The organism is Chitinophaga varians, from assembly GCF_014529945.1.
GTDB classification, from domain to species: Bacteria; Bacteroidota; Bacteroidia; order Chitinophagales; family Chitinophagaceae; genus Chitinophaga; species Chitinophaga varians.
In genome coordinates this window covers 172796-190604 of record NZ_JACVFB010000003.1, presented here as the reverse complement: position 1 = coordinate 190604, position 17809 = coordinate 172796, and the positions used below count along the sequence as shown (strand labels likewise).

General features: G+C 50.6%; 15 protein-coding genes. 2 read left to right on the top strand and 13 right to left on the bottom strand.

What is annotated here, in order from left to right; genetic code table 11:
* Positions 1-3: 3 nt before the first annotated feature.
* The 7 genes from ICL55_RS15200 to ICL55_RS15170 form a co-directional block, all read right to left on the bottom strand.
* Complete coding sequence (locus ICL55_RS15200) at positions 4-405, bottom strand: hypothetical protein (RefSeq protein WP_188098698.1); 402 nt, start codon at positions 403-405, stop codon at positions 4-6.
* Between the two features lie 82 nt (positions 406-487).
* Positions 488-1087 (bottom strand): TetR/AcrR family transcriptional regulator, encoded by a 600-nt coding sequence (locus ICL55_RS15195; RefSeq protein WP_188098696.1) that lies wholly within the window; start codon positions 1085-1087, stop codon positions 488-490.
* 20 nt (positions 1088-1107) lie between these two features.
* Positions 1108-2391, bottom strand: a complete 1284-nt coding sequence (locus tag ICL55_RS15190; RefSeq protein WP_188098694.1) for a TolC family protein — start codon at positions 2389-2391, stop codon at positions 1108-1110.
* Positions 2392-2439: 48 nt separating this feature from the next.
* Complete coding sequence (locus ICL55_RS15185; protein ID WP_223151462.1) at positions 2440-5559, bottom strand: efflux RND transporter permease subunit; 3120 nt, start codon at positions 5557-5559, stop codon at positions 2440-2442.
* Between the two features lie 33 nt (positions 5560-5592).
* A complete protein-coding gene (locus tag ICL55_RS15180; protein WP_188098692.1) occupies positions 5593-6615 on the bottom strand; it encodes an efflux RND transporter periplasmic adaptor subunit in 1023 nt (340 codons plus the stop codon).
* A gap of 241 nt (positions 6616-6856) precedes the next feature.
* Positions 6857-7765: a helix-turn-helix domain-containing protein gene (locus tag ICL55_RS15175; protein ID WP_188098690.1), complete on the bottom strand. Its 909-nt coding sequence runs from the start codon at positions 7763-7765 to the stop codon at positions 6857-6859.
* A 178-nt stretch (positions 7766-7943) separates the two neighbouring features.
* Positions 7944-9026 (bottom strand): linear amide C-N hydrolase, encoded by a 1083-nt coding sequence (locus tag ICL55_RS15170; RefSeq protein WP_188098688.1) that lies wholly within the window; start codon positions 9024-9026, stop codon positions 7944-7946.
* A gap of 333 nt (positions 9027-9359) precedes the next feature.
* Between ICL55_RS15170 and ICL55_RS15165 the strand changes: the two genes are divergently transcribed.
* Entirely contained in the window at positions 9360-10847 is a 1488-nt protein-coding gene (locus ICL55_RS15165) for a LamG-like jellyroll fold domain-containing protein (RefSeq protein ID WP_188098686.1), read from the top strand.
* An 11-nt stretch (positions 10848-10858) separates the two neighbouring features.
* Positions 10859-11638, top strand: a complete 780-nt coding sequence (locus ICL55_RS15160; RefSeq protein WP_188098683.1) for an immunity 22 family protein — start codon at positions 10859-10861, stop codon at positions 11636-11638.
* Positions 11639-11724: 86 nt separating this feature from the next.
* Here ICL55_RS15160 and ICL55_RS15155 read toward each other — a convergent pair whose 3' ends face one another.
* The 6 genes from ICL55_RS15155 to ICL55_RS15130 all read right to left on the bottom strand — a co-directional run bounded on the left by ICL55_RS15155 (position 11725) and on the right by ICL55_RS15130 (position 17730).
* Positions 11725-13173: an amino acid permease gene (locus ICL55_RS15155; protein WP_223151461.1), complete on the bottom strand. Its 1449-nt coding sequence runs from the start codon at positions 13171-13173 to the stop codon at positions 11725-11727.
* Between the two features lie 89 nt (positions 13174-13262).
* Entirely contained in the window at positions 13263-14465 is a 1203-nt protein-coding gene (locus ICL55_RS15150; protein WP_188098681.1) for a lanthionine synthetase LanC family protein, read from the bottom strand.
* Between the two features lie 61 nt (positions 14466-14526).
* Complete coding sequence (locus ICL55_RS15145; protein ID WP_188098679.1) at positions 14527-14724, bottom strand: class I lanthipeptide; 198 nt, start codon at positions 14722-14724, stop codon at positions 14527-14529.
* A gap of 40 nt (positions 14725-14764) precedes the next feature.
* Positions 14765-14959, bottom strand: coding sequence for a class I lanthipeptide (locus tag ICL55_RS15140; RefSeq protein ID WP_188098677.1), 195 nt, complete (start codon positions 14957-14959; stop codon positions 14765-14767).
* A gap of 186 nt (positions 14960-15145) precedes the next feature.
* Complete coding sequence (locus ICL55_RS15135; protein ID WP_188098675.1) at positions 15146-16195, bottom strand: glycoside hydrolase 5 family protein; 1050 nt, start codon at positions 16193-16195, stop codon at positions 15146-15148.
* A gap of 68 nt (positions 16196-16263) precedes the next feature.
* Positions 16264-17730, bottom strand: a complete 1467-nt coding sequence (locus tag ICL55_RS15130; protein ID WP_188098672.1) for a hypothetical protein — start codon at positions 17728-17730, stop codon at positions 16264-16266.
* Positions 17731-17809 lie beyond the last annotated feature (79 nt).

The following is a 17809-nucleotide window of genomic DNA, read 5'->3' as shown; positions in this document are numbered from 1 at the left end:
TACTTACTTTTCGTTCCCTAATGATTCTTCTACTTTTAAATTGACCAGCTCCGGTTTATCATGATCAACGTTAAATGTTAAGGTGAAAGCGATTTTACCACAGACAGAAGTACATGCGTAACTGAAATGTGCAGTCGTCTTTCCGCTTTCATAAGTCATCCCGGTGGAAGTATTCCAGCATTCTTTCGCCTTCCAGTTACAGGCCTGTAACTTTTTTATCAGATCGTTTACCTTGTCAGGATTAAAGTACTGTTCCTGAAAATATTTGATAGTGGCGGGCTTGTCAAGATTGTCAACAATATGGCGGGCCTCTTTTTCAGCCGCATCCGCATTGTAAACGGTTTTGCCGGAGCAGCCGGCAAACAGCCATAGGAGCAGCAACAGGATGGATAATTTATAGTACATGGTACAGGCTTGTGTAAAAAGCCTGAAAAATAGTTAAATCCCATAAATAAACAAGGCACCGGTAGATACCAGTGCCCGGGGTTTAATTTACCTGTTTTTCATAGATGAATTTCATGCCTTTCAGGTTCACCAGTCCGTGGAGATAGATGATATTAAGCTCCCGGCAGGCGCTGGGGATGGGGCATTCCGGTGGGATTCTGTCTTCCACGACCAGCGCCAGGGGGGTGAAATACAACTTTTCCAGTAACGCCTGATCGAGATTACGTCGGTAAATGTCTTCGTGCAGCCCTCTCCGTATGTTCAGCCGAAGGAAAGCCGCCAGCTGGTTTTCACGGAAATGCACCACGCTGGCCCAGATGGAAGGATACATCTCCCGCAGGTCCCGGAAAAAGACGGGCTGAATAGTCTGTACCACCCTTTCGGCTATACGGAAAAAATTGCTCATCTCAATAATGGCATTGGAAGAGATGTGCCGGTTGAATGACAGGTACCGGTCGGTTTTTTCCAGCCAGGTGCTGATGATACGGGCTACCAGACTTTCTTTGCTGTTGAAATGTTCATAGAAGCATCGTTTATGCAGCCCGCAGTGCCGGGCAATTTCATCGGTGCTGGTAGCCCGGATGCCTTTCCGGGCAAAGAGGGTGGTGCTGCTGTCGAGCAGTTGATGCCATTCTTCTTTCATACAACATTGTTTTATGTAGGTTAATGCAAAGTGCCGGTTGCTTTCCTGTATGCTGCTTCCTGTATCCTGTATTCTACTTTACTATCAATGCTGCTGCTATAGGCCTGTTGCCATATCGTTTGTGCTTCCAGCACATCTTTGCCGGTGATAGTGCCCGCTTTGAGCCGGTCGTTGGCCAGTTTGAGGTTTTCTGCGGCCTGCTCCAGTGACAGGCGAGAGGTCCGGATCTTTTTCACGGACTGGTTCAGCGCCAGATAAGCCTGCTGCACTTCAAGGCCCAGCAGTTCTTTGGTATTGTCCAGCTCCTGTTGACGGGCAGCGATCTTCCATGTTTGTTCTTTCACTTTCCCCGCTTTTTTACCCCAGTCGAAAATAGGGACGCTGATACTGGCGATCCCATACCACGAGGCCATCAGGTCTTTGCCATTGCTGATGTTCACCTTTTTGCCGGCGGCGCCCATCCCGGCAGCGCTCACGCCGAAAGTGGGCAGGAAATCGGCTTTCAGCATTTTGCGTTGCAGCTGTTCTGCTTCCAGCACACGGTTCAACAGCCGTATCTCCGGCCTGTTCTCCGCGGCGGAGGCGAGGTCCGGGGATGTCTGTTCGGGGAACTCGCCACTAACGGAGTCGGCTACGTTAAAATCAGTCTGCCCGGCCATACCGGTCACCTGCGCCAATGCCAGTTTGGCCATCACCAGGCCGTCATGGGCCTGGTTGAGCTGTAAGGAGGCTTCGTTCAGGTTTACTTCTACCCGCAGCAAATCATTTTTGTATATGAGGCCGGCATCGTAGGCGTTTTTCAGTTCACGCTGTAGCCCCTGCAACATCTCCTGGTATTTTTGGGCGAGGATGATTTTCTCTTTCACCTGTACTACCTGCCAGTAGGCTTTGTTGACATTAAACAACACGTCTGCCGTGGAGAGTGCCTTTTGCTCCTGCTGTATGCTCACCCCTTTGGCAGCCGCCGCTTTGCCCAGCTGTATTTTGCCGCCGGCATAAATGGGCTGGGTGACGGACACGGAGGCGCTGCCGACATATTCCGGTATCATGCCGTTGAGGGCGCCGCCGATCGGTTTGCCCAGGTAAACGCCCATCACAGACCCGTCGATGGAAGGATAAGCACCGGCATGGGCCGACTGCACGGCGGCATTGGCAGCGTCTATCTGGTATTGTGCGGCTTTGAGCTTTTTATTTTGTGTGATCGCCATCTGCTGACAGTCGGCGACGGTGAGCACGGGCGCCTGCGCGGAAACCTGTTGCACAGCCATGGCCGCTGCCAGCGTGCATATTATTCTGAAATTCATGATTGTCTTTTTTAATGGCAGGCGGCGCGATGGCCGCCTGCGGATAAATTAATGGGCTGGTTTGTACATGATCTCGGCGTCATGGTCCGGTGCTGTTACCGGTTCTGGTGCCGGGCGTACAAACAGATAATACAGCACGGGCACCACAAACAGCGTCAATATCATGGACACGATCAGGCCGGAGGCCAGTACGCTGCCCAACGGCGCCCACAGCGGCGATTTACCAATGATCATCGGCACTACGCCGATGGCGGCGGCTGCCGATGTCAGGAAGATGGGACGCATACGTCGTTTGGCGGCGCTGAGTGCGGCGGCTTTTATCGTATAGCCGTGGTCGCGGATCAGTTCATCGGCATAGTCTACGAGGATGATACCATTGCGCACCACAATACCTATGAGGCTGATGATACCCATGAAGGCGGTCATGCCCATGGGATTGCCGGTGAGATACAGGCCCAGGAAAGCGCCCAGCAGACTAAGCGGGAAGGTGGCGAGGATGATCAGTGTTTTACCAAAAGTTTTGAACTGGAACAACAACGTGATCAGGATCAGTATCAGGCTCGTGCCCAGCGCTTTGCCCATTCCCGGCGCGTTCTCTGCGGATGATTCAGCATCGCCGCCATATTGTATACGGATACCGGCAGGCAACTGCAGTTTTTCAATTTCCGGCCGGGCCTTTTTCAGGATTTCTGAGGCCATAATGCCTTTCTGTGCTTCAGACAGCACGGTGAGGGTACGCAGACCGTTACGGTGTGCGATGACGCCGGTATGCCAGGAAGGTTGCAGTTCGGCCACTTCTTTCAACGGCACTTTGGCGCCATACATACTATTCAGGTGCAGGTTGCTCAGATCGTTGAAATCTTTGCGGCTGCCGGCTTCCATACGAAGGAAGATATCTACGGGCTTATCACCTTCCCAGAGCTGTGATACGGCAAAACCTTTCAGTCCGGCGCCTATCGTCTGGGTGATCAGTTGATTGGGCACGCCCAGCCGCGCTGCTGCATCTTCCCTGATGCGGAGGCTCACGCCCAGGTAGTCATCTTCATAATCTGTCCGTACCCAGTTGGTGCCGGCGGTGTGTTGCAGGATCTCTTTGATCTGTGCGGCTACCTTTTTCTGATCGCTCATGTTTTCGCCGATGACACGGACAGCCAGCGGGGAACCTTCCTGCATGCTCAACTGGCGTAGGCGCACATATCCGTTGGGAACAAAATTCTCAAACCGGGGCAGGTATTCTTTCACCAGTTCGTTGGTGGCATCGCTGCCGGTAGTAGTGATAAATACCTGTGCGAAGTTCCGCCGCGGCATCTCCGGTGCATAGGTCACGTTAAAGCGGGGGGAGCTGGAACCCACGAAGCTGGCGATGCCGGTCACCCGCTTGTCTTTCTGCAGTTCTTTCTCTACCAGCTTCACCACCCGCTCTGTCTCTTCGAGGGATGTGCCATTGGCCATCCATATTTCGGCATTGAATTGTTTGCTTTCACTCAGCGGGAAGAATTCCTGCTTCACCTTTCCTGCCAGTACGATCGCCAGTACAACGGCAGCTACTGCCACGCCAACGGTCGTTTTAGGATAGTTGAAGGCCGCCTCTGCTGCAATGTTAAAAGAGTGCTGTAATCTGTCGAGCAGGCTTTTGCTCTTTTTGGTGGTGCTGACTTTATGCTTCAACCCTTTTTTGATGAACACATAACAGGTATAGGGCGTGAGCAGCAAAGCTACGGCCATGGAGGTGATCAGCGCTACGGCGACGGTCACCGGCAACGCGGCAATGAAGTCTTTGGATATGCCATTCATAAAGAGCGCCAGCGGTGCGAATGCGAAGATGATGGCCAGCGTAGCGGTGAAAATGGGGAGCGACAGCTGTTGGGCCGCCTGCCAGGCTGCGGTCCACGGGGTAATGCCTTCATCGAGTTTTTCGATGTAGTTGTCCACTACCACAATGGCATTATCCACCACCATGCCCAGCACAATGATCAGCGCGGCCAGCGTTACCTGGTGCAGCTCTATTCCCATGATGTTGATCAGGCCAAAGGTGATCAGGATGGAGATGGGCGCCGCCAGGGAAGATACAGCGGCTACACGGAACGGCAGCAGCAACATCACCACGATGATCACAGAGGCGATCGCCATACCGAATTCTTTCATGAAGTGACGGATGCTTTCATCTACCACTTCGGGCTGGTTGACGATGGTATTGATTTTTACATCGGGAGGCAGGTCATGCTCCAGCGTTTTCAGCCGGTCTTCCACGAGGTGGCCGAACTGTACGATGTTGTTGCCGGGTTGCATCTCGATGGCGAGCATCATCACCTTGTTGTCACCGATACGGATAAACGAAGATAGTTCTTCATAACGCCGTTCTATGCGGGCCACGTCACGCAGGCGTACCACGGTGCCTTGCGGCGTGGTATAAATGATCTGGTTCCCCAGATCATCTGCCGTTTTATAGCGACTGTTGGTGAATACCGGAAAGGTGTTGGAGGAGATGGTCATTTCACCGGAGTAGCCGGTGATATTCTGCATCTGTAATGTCCGGATAATAGTAGACAGGTCAAAACCATACTGCTGCATTTTTTGATCGTCGATTGTAACATAGAGCTGTTGCTTTTGGCCACCGGACCGGTTTATTTTAGACACTTCCGGAATGGTCTTGAGCCCGTCTTCTATTTTATCCAGGTATTTTTCTATTTCTGCGTAGCTGCGTTGGGGTGAGGACACGGTGATGATCTGTGCCGTCACGTCGCCGAAATTGCTGTTTACGATCGGGCCTATAACGCCCTGGGGCAGTATCTGCGGTGCGGCGCTGTTGAGGCCGTGCTGCAGGGTGCTCCAGAACTTCTTACGGTCTTTTATGCGGGTGTGCAGTTCTACGGTGATGAAAACCTGTCCGTCTTTAGTTTGGGACTTGGTTTTCTCTTTGTTTACTTCTTCAAAGGAAAACAGGTATTGTTCGATTTTATTGGTCACCTGTTTTTCCATCTGTACTTCATCGGCGCCGGGGTAAAAAGCATATACCATCGCTGTTGGCATATCTATCTTCGGATTTTCCGCCCTGGGCATGTTCAGGAGGGAATAGAGCCCCAGCAGCAGTAACAGCACCACCACTACGATGGTCACCTGTTTGAACTGCATGGCCGCTTCTATGAAACTGATTTTATTTTTTTTCATGCTTCCGTTTGTTGGTCATGCTGAATAATGCTGTTAGAGGCTCACGGCGGTGCCGTCTTTGATGTTGGTGAGCCCGGAGGTGATGACCTGTTCACCGCCCTGAAGACCGGTGGTGATCACGACCTCATTTTTGCCGGTGAGGGCGCCTACCGTCACTCTTTTGCGGACGGCCTGCTGTTTTCCGTTGGTGACGAAGACATAGGTGAGGTCATCTGCATCACGTACCACCGCGGTGGCAGGCACGGTCAGGTTGTTGGCACTTCTGCCGGTGTTCAGCCGGATTTCGGTGAGCATGCCGGGAAGCAGGCGTCCGTTGTTGTTGGATAATTTTATTTTGATGTTATAGGTGCGGGACGCTGCATCCGCTTGTGGATTGATGATGGTGATTTTCCCTTCTACGCTGTCCTGTAATGTGGGGATATACACCTGTGCGCTGCCACCGCGGGGAATGGCGCCTACTTCGCTTTCCGGAACGGAGACGCGGGCATATACCATGTCTGTTTTTACAATGGTGAAGGCAGGAACGCCGGGTGCTGCGGCGCTGCCTCTTTCTATTTTACGGGCGCTCACAATACCGGTGATCGGTGCATATAATCTGCTGTCAGCAATGTGTTTGGCGCTGATTTCTTTATTGGCTTTGGCTTGTGCCAGCTTTGTTTTGATATCGATATAATCTTTGGCAGGAAGACTGCCTTTCTGGTACAGATCATTTAGACGGCGGTACATATCTTCCGCCTGGTCCAGTCCTGCGTTGGCGATAGCCAGTGCGTTGCTGTATTCTGTGGCGTCAAGCGTGGCCAGTAATTGGCCCTGTTTAACGATCTGTCCTTCTTCTACGAGGATGCCGTTGACCACGCCCGGTACGGCAAACCCGATATCGGCGGTGTTGTCAGGCTCTATGGTGCCGGAGTAGGTGAAGGTCTGGGGCATATCATTGAAGCTGACTTTTGTAGCGGTCACTTTTACCGGTGCCTGTTGTTCCTGTTGCGCTTCCTTGCTGCCGCAGGCGGCCAGCAGGGTGGCGAGGATCAAAAAAGAAACGGGTCTGTACGTCATCGGCATAATCTTATTTTATAGAATGAGTGAATACAAATTGTTTTCGCGCAACAAAATTAGCTGCGGTACAGGGGCAGGAAAAGGTTGATACATCGGGAAATCTGGTCAGAATGTCGGTTTGTTTTGGGAGTATAACTATAATGACTATACGAAAATAAGGCCGGAGCAGGAGTGCTTCGGCCTGTAATTAAAACCTACAACTGTTACACTGTTAGTAACAAGAATTTTTCAGGGGGAACATTCATTGTCCCAATGCCCGGAAAGCTTTGGGGGAATATCCGGTATGACGTTTAAAATATTTTCCAAAAAAAGACTGGTCGCTGAAATGCAGGATCTCTGCAATCTCGGCCACGCTGAGTTTGGGATTGTCGAGCAGCATTTTGGCTTCCAGCACCACATAATCATCAATGACTTCACCGGCACTTTTACCGGTAAATTCTTTCACGGTTTCGGTCAGGTATTTGGCGGTGACGAACAGCTGCTCTGCGTATTGCTGCACGTTGCGCTGGTATTTGAAATGCACCTGTACCAGGTTGGTGAAGCGGATCACAAGACTTTCTTTTCTGGACACGGCCGGATTTATCAGCTCCGTATATTTTGTGCTGAGAGCGGCGAGTTCATAAAGAAATAACAGAAACGTATGTTGTAATTTCTCTTTGGCAAAAGGTTGTTTTGCTTTCATGTCCTCTATGCGGGCCGCTACCTGCCTGAAATGGGTAAGCATCAGCCGGGCGTCTGACGGAGAGAGTTTCCAGTGGGGAGAATACTTCGAGGTGAAATAGTCGTACAACTCCATTTTGGTGGCCGGTAACCCTATCTCCACCAGGAAATCGAGGGTGAAATTCAGGCCGGAGATAATACAGGATTTGTCTACAGCGACTGATTTTTTCATGGTCTGCGGTGGAATCAGCAGCAGGTCGTTGGCTTCCAGCTGATACACCTTTCTGTCCAGGTTGCCCTGCATTTTTCCCTGTTGTATGAGCAAAATGCTGGTAAAGTCCGACCGGAAATTGGATTTAACATGATCGTATGCTATCATGTTAATATCGGTAGACACAAAGAGCCCGATGCCTAGTGGATCTTCCAGCCCGGTGCTGCGAATGAATTCGGCCTGTTTTATTATTCCTCCGTGTTCTTTCCGTTGTGTCATATATCTGTTCGCAGTACTGTTTTTCGGACAGGGCAAAGGTCAGCCTATCCATGCTGTTATCAAAGGTTCATTAGTCGGTAAATCTGGTCAGAAAGTCGGTTGCCGCTATGGCAAAAAAATACCCCCGCAATCTACTATAAAAATAGGATCACGGGAGTATATCACGATAAAAACCGGGTCAGTTCTGGACTACTTCCATGGGATCGTCCATCGGGAAGAAGAGCACCTTATCGGTGTTAACATACTTCATGAGGTCAATCATGTGCAGGGTCCTGTTGTTGACGGTATGGAAATAGAGCCGTTTGTTTTTAAGGTCATTGGCGGAGGTCCACAGCGTATATACGTTGTTGCCGGGATGCGCGCGGTCTTTGATCACCCCCTTGGGGATATCAAAGGCGTTGAGGATCTGGAAGGCCTGCGTCACTGCCTCATCTGCCGTAGGGGATGGATCGAGGCTCTGGGTATACGCTACGGCGCGTACAAAGCGGGAGGAAGGCGTAAAGTCGCCGGGGATGCCTACCAGCCCATTGCCTGGTCCGAACGAACGGATAGTATCTTCGCCCATTTTTACGCAGTTATCGGAAGGGCGGGAGTTCAGATACTGTTGCAGGTTGGCGAGGTGCCAATCGAACGTAGGGGAGTTGGTTAATACCCCTAACGGGTTGTAATAGCTGTACAGCTTCCCGTTTACGCATTCTATCACCAGCGACTTGCCCTCTGCGTCGTGTACGCTGTAATGCAGCGGGAAAGGAATGCCGCCATTGACATACAGGGGAATGCCTTTGTTGATCAGAATGCCGCTGTCTACCGCCTTCTTTACCTGATCTACGGTGGCGAAGTTGGACAACAGCCACGCAGATACGTCGGTAGAGCTGAGCGATTTGGCGATTTTCTTGGGCGAAACGTTCATGTAGCTCGCGTATCCGGGCAAATAGTACATGCCTACTGCCAGGCCTTTTTCGTTCATGCCGTCAGCGATAGCATCTTTGCCCATGGAGTTGATGCCTACAATGGCGTACCGGGCTTTCCAGTACAGCCCTTTATTGGCGCCACCGGGACTAACGGCGTTGAATGGATAGTTTCTGGGGTAAACGACTACCTGGGCTTGCAGGTCGTTGTAAAATTCCAAAGTACGGGCGCAGATCACGGCGCCGTCTCTTGCCCTCAGCTGAATACCTGTACAGGCCGGAACGGTGATAGGAGAGGCCAACAGCGAAATACCGAGGGAATAACACAGGGTTTTAAATAATCCGGTTTTCATTGCAATGTTATTGGGGTGTGAATAAATCAAAGGTATTGGTCCGGTAAACACCAGTATAGGCTACAACAAGCGCCGATTCCCGATTGTTTGAAATAAAATGTTATCCCTGTACGAAAACTATTTTTCACATAAAAAAAAAGTACACTGTATCTGATGTTTTTGGGCGATTGGCGGGCTTTTTCCGATGTTACTTTTGCTGTTTTTATCGCTTACCAAAAGGACTATACGATGGCTGTCCACCACCTCCTCATAACAACACTGCCTATGGAAAAAATGAAAAATTGTCTGTCTTCCTGTATTTTGTTGCCATATCCGGAGTAAAAACTACGAACAATGAAAAAGATTCTCCTGACAGCAGCCTTGGGACTGTCTGCTGTGGCCCTTTTCGCTCAATCGCCCGACTACCGTCAATCATTTGACAAGAACCCTTCCTGGCAAACCTGCGCCGGTGTGGAGGGCACGGCGCTCAATCTTGACAACAACGTGGCGGTGCGCCACCCGGTACCGTTGACCGGTTTTTCCGGACCGTATAAAGGGTCTTTTACCGCCCAGTGCTGGGCAAAGGCCGCTCCCGACGATGCATCTTATGCGCTGCTTTCCGCCACCACCGGCAACAGTGAAGGCTGGGAACTGGGCGTACAGGCCAACGGGGCCTGGTATTGGCAAACGGTGAATAACAATGCCCGCTATACGTATTACCCCACCCCACAAAGGCAAAGTATCCGTAACCAGCAATGGCACCAGTTGACCTATAGTTATGACGCTGCCAAAAAGGAAGCGGCCCTCTATTACGATGGCCTGCAGGTGGCGATATACCATGTGCCGGCCCTCCCTGCCGCCTCCCTGGCCGATACCCTCTTTGCAGGCGGCCGCCCGTCGGGCGACCAGCAGGAATGGAATACCTTCAATGGCGCACTGGATGAAGTGACCCTGTACAAGTCGGTGCTGTCCCCTCAGCAGGTGCGCGCTTCCTACGTCCGTTACTTTAAGGCCGCACCCGCCCCTGCGATGCCGGCAGGGAAGCTGCTGACCGTCATGAACTTTAACATCTATCATGGCGGCAATGAAACCGGCAAGGGTGCCGGTCCGCGACGCGTGGTGGACATCATCCGTCAATCAGGCGCAGATATCGTTTCCATGCAGGAAACCTATGGCTCCGGAGAAAAGATTGCCGACGCACTGGGATATTATTTTTACCTGCGCAGCACCAATCTGAGCATCATGAGCCGTTACCCCATTGCGGAGACACTGGATGGTGCTAAACCTTTCTGCAACGGCGGCGCCTATATCCGGTTAAATGAACACCAGCAGGTGGCTTTCATTACTAACTGGCTAAACTATCCGCTGGACTACTGGGAGCTGCTGGAGAAAAAACAGCCGTTGCCGGATACGCTACTGGCGGAAATGGAGCGGGTCAATGCCTCACAGCTGAAAGACAACCTGAAGGCTATCCGGCAGCCGGCAGCAGACGCAGATAAAATACCCGTCATCTTCTGCGGGGATTTTAACAGTGGCTCTCATCTCGACTGGATAGAAAGTACGCGCCACCTGAACGGCGGTTACGTGATGGCTTTTCCGCAGGGCCGTATCATGCAGGAAGCCGGTTTTACAGACAGCTACAGGTACCTGCATCCCGATCCGTTGAAAGACAGGGGGATTACCTGGAGCCCCATGTTGCCCCAGGCATTTAAGGACCGGATTGATTATATTTATTATAAAGGAAGTAAACTGCAACCACTCCGGTCCTTTACCATCACCACCCATCCGGTGCGTTACCCATCGGACCATGCGGCGCTGGTGACGGTGTTTAAGATCAATTAAAAAAAATAGCCATGGGGAAAATGCATATCTGGACAGGTAATTTTGAATCTGAAGCTGCACTTGAAAAGTATTTGGACCAAAAGGAATATCTGGCAGCCTGGGCTGTTTATGACAACGGGCTGCCTGCAAAAGAGGACGTAGACGCCTCCATGCCGGATCCGGCATTAAGATGTGCGTTCTGTGAAGAAATAGGGATAGACTTCTATGATGAAGATGCTATCATCGTCAGGTATTATGACCATTTTGTAGAAGTGACTACTGTCGCCCATGATACACTAACAGATAAAGCAGCGCTTGAAAAGCTGTGGAAGAAGCAACTGCCCAATAACGTGAATGTGGTCATTGCTTATGAAGACAAAAATCTAAATGCAAAGAATGCCACTAAAACAAGCCTTGTCGATTATCTGGGAAAGGTAGGCAGCGTTACAGCCAACAGCGCTGAAGTCCATCATTTATGGGTAGGTGAAAGAGAGACACTATCAGAGCAGGTGGTGGATTTTATGGGCGATGCAAAAGCTATCATCAAAGCAACAGGCATCAATAAAGAAGAGGTCATCAAAGTAAACCTGTATTATAACGACAGAAAGGAGAAACTGGATGAGATGATTATCACACAGGTAGAAGATTTTAGCATTGCAGAAGACATGATTTTAAAAGTGGATAAGATGGATATATCAGCTACCGCCAATGCTCTTTTGGATTTGGTAGCACGTAAAGGTTCAGCCATAGACGGGCTGAGAATCAGTGCTGCGCTGGGGATGCGGTATATCGGAAGATTTGAGGGGGAGTGATGCGTGAAAAATCCTGCCGGAAATAAAGCGGCCGTCAGCGGAATATCCCGTTGACGGCCGTTGTATTTTTTATCGATAGGCAGGGCTTAGGCCACCTGCGTGTTGCTGTTTCTTTTTAAGATGGCGTAGCAGATATACAGGAATACCAGCCATATGGGAATCATTTCTACCGGCAGTTTCATACCGGTAATCCACATCAGTACCAAAATACCCACAAGAAATACCAGACAGATATAGTTGGATAGGGGGTAGATGAACGAAGGGAACCTGGTAGGCAGTTGTTCCAGTTTCTTCTGGTGCCTGAACTTCAGGTGTACCACGCTGATCATGATCCAGTTGATGATCAGGGCAGACACCACCAGCGACATGAGCACTTCCAATGCCTGTTCCGGTATCAGTTTATTGACCACAATACAGATAGCGGCAAACAAAGCCGATACCAGCGTGGCTTTCACGGGTACGTGGTTTTTGTTGAGGTGCGATAAAAAAGCCGGTGCGTTACCTTGCTGGGCAAGACCGTACAGCATGCGGCTGTTGCTATATACGCAGCTGTTATATACCGACAGGGCAGCCGTGAGCACAATGAGGTTCAGCACATTGGCGATCAGGCTGGTGAAATAAATGGTTTTGCCGAAGAGGGTAAATTCAAATCCTTTCAGGCTTTCAAATACCATTACAAACGGGCTGCTGTCTGTCGTAATGCTTTTCCAGGGAGACAGTGAGAACAGGATGATCAGCGCACCTACGTAGAAAATAAGGATACGGTAGATGACCTGGTTGGTGGCTTTGGGGATGGTTTTCTCCGGTTTGTCGGCTTCCGCGGCCGTAATGCCGATCAGCTCCAGTCCACCGAAAGAGAACATGATCATCGCGATGGCCGCAAAGAGGCCCTGGTATTTGCCGTCAGCGCCTTTGTCGAGCAGGCCTTTCGGGAAGAAGCCGCCGTCGTTCCAGAGGTTTTCCACGCTGGCCTGTGCGCCACCGCTACCACTCACCAACAGGTATACCCCGAAAACGATCATGGAGATAATAGCGATCACCTTTACAATGGAGAACCAGAATTCCGCTTCCCCGTATACTTTCACAGAGCTGAGGTTCAGTGCATTGATAGCCACAAAAAAGAACAGACTGGAAGCCCACAGGGGTACTTCCGGCCACCAGAAATGCACATATACACCGATGGCAGTCAGTTCGGACATGCTCACCAGAATATACAGTATCCAGTAATTCCAGCCGGAGGCGAAGCCTGCGAAAGAGCCCCAGTATTTATAGGCAAAGTGGCTGAAGCTGCCGGACACCGGTTCTTCCACGACCATTTCGCCCAGCTGGCGCATGATGAAGAAGGCGATAACGCCCGCCATAGCATATCCAAGGATAACAGAAGGGCCGGCCAGTACAGCGGCGGGACCTATACCCAGAAACAGGCCGGTGCCAATAGCGCCGCCCAGTGCAATCAGTTGAATGTGTCTGTTTTGCAGGCCTCTCTTGAGCTTCTGCGGTGATGGTTGTTCTTTGGTTTGTATCAGTTCTTCCAAGGTAAAAACGGTGGGTAAGGTTGCAAGATGCGTTAATTTCTGAAAAATGTAAACTAATAATATTTCACTTATTATAAAAGTGAATTATATCAGGACAGCAGGAAAGCCTCATCCCAGGCCAGCGGAGTGTCGAGCGTATGCGATAGCAGGGATAGGCCGATGCCACTGCTGCCATCCAGCAGGTCCCAGCAATATTCCCATTGTTTGTCTATTCCTTCCCAGCCGCGGATGCCGTAAATGCCGGGTTGGTCGGAGAACACCACTTTTTGCAGGGTATGCTGATGCCAGTGCTCCGCCGCGGTCCGGAAGGCGGTCTCGCCGGTTTCCTGCCAGAAGCGGCGATAAAAGGCCGCGATACCGGCGGAACCATGGCATAGGCAGGCGTCTACGATGCCGGCTGTTGAGTCGGTGTCCCGCCGCAGGGTATAATGCATCACCTCTAATGCCTGCTGCTGCCAGACGGGTTCCTGCAATGTTTTGCCACAGTGCCATAACGCCAACGCTACATTAAAATCACCATAGCACCATGACAGGCGGCTGTACGGCGCCCGTCCGTCGAGGATGCCGGGAAACAAGGCATGGGGCGTATCCGGTTGACGGGGGTTCTGGTGATGCCACATAAAATCGATGCACTCCCGGATCAACTGCCGGCAGGTGTCCGGGGCTATACCGGCAACGTACGCCCGTGACAGCAGTATCAACAGGCTACAGGTGCCGTGTGCCAGACTGAAAGTGTCCACACCGGATGCTACAGGTGTTTCAAACAACACAAATACCGGAAGGCTGCGGCCATGGCTGGTCATGCTGCTGGCGGCTGATAAAGCGGTTACAAATTTTTCCAGATGCATACGAACAGCCTGCCTATGCGTATAGTCGAGCAGATGATGACAGATACCGGCGCTGCCATGAAGGAAATCGAAGTTTTTGGTTGATAGACACTGTTCACTTTCCGCAATGGCGGCGGGAATATAACCGTCAGCCAATCCTTCGACATCGATATCAAGAAAATGATGTTTATGCAGATGGTGCAGTAACCAGAACGGACCCGTGGTGCCATTACAGTACGAATAGCCGGCCACAGGCTGCGGCTGTAGCGCACTGTATAACTGTTGTAACCAGCTGCCGGCACAGGGGGCACTATTGTCTACATATCTCTCGTAATAAAAAAGGTAGAGCAAGACACCCCAGGGCCCTTTGAAGAGGCTTTCTGCCAAATAGGGGTCATAAGTTTTGGATGCCAGTAACCGGAGATGGTCCTGGTAAATGCGGGTCAGCACCGAGCCGGTCGTCATATGTACAGGATTAAAAAGAGCATGACAGGACCATGCCCCGCCATGCTCCATCAGAAAAAAGTCAGTTGGGACAGCCGGCCTGGGTATTAGGCTGTGCGCAGCAGGGCCAGCAACGTGCCGGAGAGTCCATGGAAAGCGCAGTACGGAAAGGTGCACTGATAGCTTGCGGTGCATCAATCACGTCTGTTTCGGTCATAACAGCAATGGTCTCTTTCTGGAGAAAGAGTTTTTTGTCGAGGGACAGTTTTTCTGGTTGCATACTATGATAGTTTACTGGTTAAGAAAAGCGGAGGGAATCATTAATTGCAGTTAAAAGTTAAAGGCGGCTCTGCGCAGCAGGGAAAACAACGTGCCGGAGTGTCCATGGAAAGTGCTGTATAGTAAGGAGCGCTAATCGCCTGCGGACCTTCTGTTACATCAATGGGATTCATCACGGCAATAGTTTCCTTCTGAAGGAAGAGTTTCCTGTCGAGGGATAATTTTTCAGGATGCATAGATTTATCGTTTACGGGTTAAAAAGGCTGAGGGAACGATTACAGGTATATACTAAATGTAGCCTTTTTATTTCGTTCATGGTGGGGATATGGGACGAAAAATTGCACATGGAAAGTTTCCCCGACTACTGCCGGAGTGTGCCGTTATGCAATACTAATAGGGTATAAAACGAATAAGATATGTTATTATTTCCCGGCCATTTCCCGGATGAAAGTTGTCTCAGCTGCATTAAACGGCGTACCGTCTGCCCGGAAAATATCGTGGTACCAGATGGCTGGTTCCGGCTCTCCGCCTTTATTTCCCTGTGGATAGTTGGTCTGTGTTTTACCGGCCACCAATCCCCAATTGATGGCGCCCACACCGGCTTTTTTCATCATCGGCAGATGCGTGGCGAAAGTGCTGTTGTTGGGGCGTTTCATGTATTCAGAACAGATAACCGGTCTGTTGTACCGGCGAAGTGTATCGATCGCTGATTGCATAGAGGTGCTATCACGATAATTATGGAAGGTGATGATGTCTGATTGTTCCAGTTGATATTGGTTGAAGTCAGTGAACTCGCTGTTCCATATACCGATTGTCAGCGGCTGGTCCGGTGCTTCGGCGCGTGCCCAGGCGACTACATTTTTCAGCAGGGGCCAGCTTTTGGCGCCGTGTTTGAAATGCCCCGGTTCATTGTACAGGTCCCAGATAGTTACCCGTGGATCTTGTTTATAGGTACGGATGATATCCTGCACATATACACGCAAGGTATCCATGAGGGTGGAATCGCGGTCTATCAGTCCGCCGGGATCTTTCAGCCAGCCGCTGTTATGCACACCGGGAACAGGCGCCGGCTGCGGACCAGGCTGGTAGGTGTCGCGCCAGCAATCATCAAAGAAAACGAACATGGTACCGATATGATGCTTTGACGCGATGTCGAGGTATTGGTTGACCCGTCGTTTGAAACCTTCGCGGTCCTGCTGCCATGCCAGGTGATGCAGGTATACCCGCATGATGTTAAACCCGGTGGCGGCAGCATAACCCAGTTCTCTGTTGATCGTGGCGGTGTCAAAAGTGGATGCCTGCCACATTTCAAGTTGGTTGACAGCTGTGGAAGGGATGAAATTGGCTCCCAGCAACCAGCCCTGCTGCTGATACCAGGCAGCAGCTTTCTCTGCCGGCCATGGTGACTGGGCGCTGGCAGACAAACGACAAAATAACAGCAGTAACAACAGGAGACGGACAGGGTATTGCATGATGATAGCAGGTTAATAATGCCGTCAAATATCCAATATCCTTTTCATTCGACAATGTTAATTCATCTTTACTGTAGTTCTGGTTTAAGTTTATCGATCAGGACACAGATGAACAGAAAACAGACGATCATCGGAAATACCTGGTATCGGAAAACGATCGGAGAGGCGAGGATGCCGAACCCTGCGTTGACCAGCAGCGCCACGAACACGAGCAACAGGCTGTCGCGATAAGGGCGGTCAACTGATTTGCGTGTGGCAGACAAGAACCACTTGCCGATCAGTCCTATGAATACCAGATTCAGCAAACCGAATATAAAGGGGAAGAAAAACAACAGGGCGCGCTGTGCTCCGATAGAGGCCACTGAACTCAGCTCTTTAGACGGATAATGAAACCATTGTACGGCTACGCCGGATACCTGATAACTGCCAAGGTTATATTGAGATAACTTCTCCAGCGGCGGCACGAAGTAATTCAGTGTGTTAGGTAACAGGAAATAACGCGCAAAGTAGAAAGGATGCTGCCGGATCATGTAACTGCCGTATTTCCCAAATACAGGAGATACCATGCCCCACGACTGGATACCACCGGTGGAGTCATCTTTGGGACCGTAGGTGAGCAGCATGTATTTTTTTAGGGGCGCATTGGGATGTTTCAGGTAAACAGCACCATCAATGGGAGAAGGGATACCACCCCCTTTGGGAACGATGTCCCGGAAGAAATGCACTACCTCTTTATGGAAAGCTTCGCAGCCTGCCGGTGGCTCGGGATAATCTTTCAGGTAGGGAAACATGTACAGGGCGTTGTTAGCTACCTGCCAGCCGCCAAAAACGGAAAACTGGGCCGTCCCGGTCACCTTACGGGCAGCCTGCTCCGTGAATTTGATAAAACCAAATATCAGTATCAGCGGGGCTACTATCCCCAATACCTTAAACGGAATTTTCTGTGGACAGCGCAACAATACCAATGCGGTGATCAGCGGGTAATACATGGCGTTGTAACGCACCGTAAAGGCAATGGCAATGACGAGGGTGTGGGCCAGCAATAAGGGATAAGAAGGCTTGTATATCAGCCAGAGTAACTGGGTAAACCAAATGAGGCTTAACCCGAGAAACAGCCCGTCGCTGGAAATATAGTTGCAGATGTAAAGGATCAAAGGATTAAAAAGCAGCACATAAAAAATTACTCTCCGCGTTTGCTCGCCGGGCTGCAACCAGTAGCTCACCGTAAAAAACAGATAGAGTGCTGCACCTTGTGCCAGGATGTACTGAAAAGCGACCAGCGCGATGTCTGAATGGCTGATCGCGTGGAAGAGGCGCAGGAAAACGGTATACCCGATAGGCCAAAGACTTACTTCCTGTTTGAGGGCTGCCGCGTAGATATAACTATACGAGTCGGAAAAAAAATCACCATAGGGATAGAGTATCTTAAAAATCACCAGCTGTACCACAATGGCAATGGCTGCGATCTTCAGGTACTGGCGGTTGAATGGGTTTTTCAGTACATATTGCCGGAATGTTTGAGGGAAATAGGGCATAGCACAACTTATTTGTTACTAATATTAAACACAACCACTGCTTTCACACTGACAGTTGGAGCGCCGACGGGTTAAGAAA